Here is a 4082-nt window from a genome sequence, read left to right on the forward strand (position 1 = left end):
CAGGCGCCCTTCGATGATCGAGCGCAGCCCGCGGGCGCCAGTCTCGTGCTCCAGCGCCATCCGGGCGGCGGCATCCAGCGCCTCCGGGGTGAAGACAAGCTCGACCTGGTCCATAGCGAACAGTCGCTCGTACTGCCGGGTAAGGGCGTTCTTGGGACGCGTCAGGATCGAGCGCAGCCCGTCGAGATCGAGGGGGTCGACGCTGGCACAAACCGGCAAGCGCCCGACCAATTCGGGAATCAAGCCGAAGCGCATCAGATCGTCGGGTGTCACAAGCCGCAGGAGGGCGGCTTCGTCGATGGCCAGGTCGGCAGTCGAGGCTCGAGTGCCAGGGAATCCCAGATTGCCGCGGCGCCCGAGGCGCTCGCCGATGATGGTTGCCAGGCCGTCGAACGTTCCGCCGCAGATGAACAGGATGTCGTCGGTGGTGACCTGGATGAATTCCTGTTGAGGGTGCTTGCGCCCGCCCTGCGGCGGGACATTCACGCTGGCGCCTTCGATGATCTTGAGCAATGCCTGCTGAACGCCTTCGCCGGAAACATCGCGGGTGATGCTGGGATTGTCGCCGGACTTGCGGGCGATCTTGTCGATCTCGTCCAGGTAGACGATCCCGCGTTCGGCGCGAGGGATATTGAACTCGGCCGCCTGAAGCAGGCGCAGTAGGATGTTCTCGACATCCTCGCCTACGTACCCGGCCTCGGTCAGGGCAGTGGCATCGGCAATGCAGAAGGGGACTTCCAGCACCCGCGCCAGCGTCTGGGCCAGCAGGGTCTTGCCGCAGCCGGTCGGGCCAACGAGCAGGATGTTGCTCTTCTCTAGTTCGACGCCCGTCTTGTCGCGGCTGGCGATGCGTTTGTAGTGGTTGTAGACCGCGACCGACAAGACGCGCTTGGCATGGTCCTGGCCGACGACGTACTCATCCAACCGGCCGAAAATCGCCCGCGGGGAAAGCGACGGCCGCCCGGTCGGGTGCATCTCTGCCCGCGTCGGCCGGCTGGCTTCTCCATCGAGGATGTCGCGGCACAGGTCCACGCACTCGTTGCAGATGAACACCCCATCGGGGCCTGCAATCAGGCGCTGAACCTCGGCTTCGGTGCGACTGCAGAAGCTGCAGCGGCGGCCGTCCGGGGGCTCCGGTTCCTTCCGTGACATGTGCTTGTGTCCGATTAGCCCTTCTCGCCCGGTTTCTCGCCGGGATAGAGAACGTGGTCGACCAGGCCGTATTTCTTGGCGGCCTCGCCGTCCATGTAGAAGTCCCGTTCGGTGTCGCGCTCAATCACCTCGAGGGACTGACCGGTATGTGAGGCGAGTATGTTATTCAGATCCTCACGCAGGCGCAAGATCTCCTTGGCCTGGATTTCGATGTCCGTCGCCTGGCCCTGGGCGCCGCCGAGCGGCTGGTGCAGGTGGATGGTGGCGTGCGGGAGCACGTAGCGCATGCCCTTCGTGCCGGCAGCCAGCAGCACCGTGCCGAACGATGCCGTCACGCCCACCGCCACAGTCGAAATCGGGGCCCGCGTCTGGCGCATGGTGTCGTAGACCGCCAGGCCGGCATAGATCTGCCCGCCGGGGGAGTTGATGTACATGTGGATTTGGCGCTCGGGATCTTCGTTGTCCAGGTACAGCAGCTGGGCCACGATCAGATTCGCCACCTGGTCATTGATCGGGGTCCCCAGGAAGATGATCCGCTCCTTAAGCAGGAGCGAGTAGATATCATAGGCCCGCTCGCCGCGGCCGGTGCTCTCAATCACCATCGGGATCACTGCCATTGGATCTTGATTGGTCATGGGCTTCACTCCTGGCTTGCCCGCTCGGCCTGGGCCGGCGCGGCAGCGCTGGGTTCGGATTGTGGGGCTTCTCCCTTGGCGATCGCCACCAGACGTTCCACGGCCCTATCGTACAACAGGTCGGTGGCGATCCGTTGGTGCCCGGAAGGGGACTCAAAGGCCTGCCGCAGCTTGCCGGCTGGGTCCTCGAAACTCGATACAACCTGGTCGATGTGCTTGTGGATTTCTTCGTCGCTGAGGGTCAGGCCTTCCTGGCGGATCACCCGGCCGATGACCAGTGCCCGCCGCACCCGGCGTCCCGCGTCGGGCGCGATTTCCGCCCTCAGCTCGTCCAGGGACTTGTGCTCGATCCGCAAGTAATCTTCCAGGCTGAGGTTCTGGCTGCGCAGACGGCGTTCCAGCTCACTCAGCATGCTGTCTTGCTCTTCCCGCAGCAGGACCGGCGGGAACTTCACGTTGGCCTGATCGACCACCTGCTCGACTACCCGCTGGGCGTACTCCCTCTCGGCTGCTTGATGGGCCTGCTCCTGCAGAGACTCGCGGGCCTTCACTCGGAGGTCGAGCAGATCGTTGAACTCGCCGAGAGAGCGAGCCAGATCGTCGGTCCATTCGGGCACAGTTCGCGAGCGCACTTGCAGACAGCGCACGTGAAACTCGGCCTGACGGGAGCGCAGGCTTTCGTTCGGATAGTCCTCCGGGAAGGTGTACTGCAGCGTCCGCTCCTCGTCGGCCGTGAGCCCCTCCAGCCGTGCAGCCACGCCCTTGAAGGGCCAATCGGTCTCGTCTGCCAAGAGCAAGGGGACCTCCTGCTCGTCCAGGAGCGTGGAGGCGGGGGCGTCATCGGTGGCTGGAAGCGTCGCCCGCAACTTGAGATCAACTACGTCGCCCAGGGTGGCGGGCCGGCTGACGGGCTCCATCAACGCCCGGCGCTGGCGCAGTTCCTCGAGGAAGGACTCCAGCGCCTCGTCGGGAACCGCACCGGCTTCGAAGGGCAGCCTGAGGCTGGCGTAGTCACCCAGTTCAACCTCAGGCTCGAGCGGGATCACGTAGCGCAAGACCAGCGGCTCGCGGGTCACCAATTCCTCTAGGGCGCCCGGTGCATAAGCCTCGACCTCGGATTGCTGCAGCGCCTCGCGATAGATGTCTTGGCCCAGATGATCGAGGGCCTCGTCGAAGACGGCCTCTTCCCCGACTTTGCGCACGACGAGCTCGTAGGGCGCCTTTCCCGGGCGAAATCCCGGGATGCGGGTTCGGTCACTCAGGCGGCGGGCGGCTGAACGCATTGCTCCCTGGACACGCTCCTGGGGAACCTCAACCGTTAATTGCATCTGGCATTCCGCCAGGTCTTGCTTCTCAATGTTCAATGCATGCCTTTCTCGCTGGCGCCAATCCCCGGGCTTCCCGGCTCGGCCGATCTCGTGACGAGTCAGCCCGGGCCTTCCGTCTGAGGATCTGGTGGGGAAGGAGGGACTTGAACCCTCACGCCTCGCGGCACGTGATCCTAAGTCACGCCTGTCTGCCAGTTCCAGCACTTCCCCCTCGGAGGATTATATCCAGCGGCGAAGGGGGTGTAAAGGAAGTCCGCCAACCGCCCACGCCGCGCTGCAGCCATCCGAATTCCGGGGAAGCGGGGCGAAGGCGCTCAGCTGGCGGTTGGTCCGAGAGCAGCTTCCCCCTGGGATACCGAGCAGACATGCGGTCGGGCGTGATCACAAAGTTACAGCCGCGGCGGGTGGTTAGCGGACGGTGTGCAGCAACTGGCGAAGGTGGATGACATCGTGCTCGGCAACGATCGCCAGCAGTTCGCGCAAGCGCGTCGGCCCCAGGACCGCGTGGCGCGCCGTCCGGTCCCAGGCGTCGAGGCCCAAGCCCTGCAGGCGGGCGACGAGTTGCTTGCGGCCAGCGGTCAAGGCTCGCAGGGCTTCGATCCCCGACTGCTGTCGGTACGCCCGCGGAATCGCCCATTGATCCGAGTCCGGCGCAGGCAGGAAGGGATCGACCTGTGAGAGCACCGCCTCCAGGCGGACCAGGTTGATCTCTCGCTCTACATCGCGCAGATGACAAACGATCTCGGTGGCCGACCAGCCTCCGTCGGCCGCAGGGGACGCCCAGGCTTTCTCGTCCAACTCCGCCGCTAGGGTGCGCAGCGCCGCTAGATGGCCACGCAGCCTGGCCTCGAGTGCCGATGCCTCGGTTACCGACCTCGGTGGCACGCCGTCCAGCGACTCGACCCAAGCTGGAACGTCCCGCAGGCCTCCGGCAAAGCCTCCGTCCACCGCCTCCCCGTCCACCAGG

The 4082-nt window shown here is 65.2% G+C and carries 4 protein-coding genes and 1 tRNA gene; all 5 read right to left on the reverse strand.

Annotated elements, in window-relative coordinates; genetic code table 11:
• A partial coding sequence (clpX, locus tag MUO23_00815) for an ATP-dependent Clp protease ATP-binding subunit ClpX (protein ID MCJ7511492.1) occupies window positions 1–1152 on the reverse strand: 1152 nt, incomplete at its 3' end.
• Window positions 1153–1166: 14 nt separating this feature from the next.
• Window positions 1167–1769 carry an ATP-dependent Clp protease proteolytic subunit gene (locus MUO23_00820; GenBank protein ID MCJ7511493.1) on the reverse strand — a complete coding sequence of 201 codons (603 nt, stop codon included), beginning with the start codon at window positions 1767–1769 and terminating at the stop codon, window positions 1167–1169.
• 23 nt (window positions 1770–1792) lie between these two features.
• Window positions 1793–3151 (reverse strand): trigger factor, encoded by a 1359-nt coding sequence (tig, locus tag MUO23_00825; protein MCJ7511494.1) that lies wholly within the window; start codon window positions 3149–3151, stop codon window positions 1793–1795.
• 89 nt (window positions 3152–3240) lie between these two features.
• Window positions 3241–3325 (reverse strand) — tRNA-Leu (locus tag MUO23_00830).
• Window positions 3326–3523: 198 nt separating this feature from the next.
• Window positions 3524–4082: DinB family protein (locus MUO23_00835; protein ID MCJ7511495.1), on the reverse strand; the 559-nt coding region annotated here is incomplete at its 5' end.

This window comes from Anaerolineales bacterium (assembly GCA_022866145.1).
GTDB lineage: Bacteria > Chloroflexota > Anaerolineae > Anaerolineales > E44-bin32 > PFL42.

Coding starts and splice junctions, on each gene's coding strand:
- MUO23_00820 (MCJ7511493.1), bottom strand. CDS start 1,769: ATGGCAGTGATCCCGATGGTGATTGAGAGCACCGGCCGCGGCGAGCGG.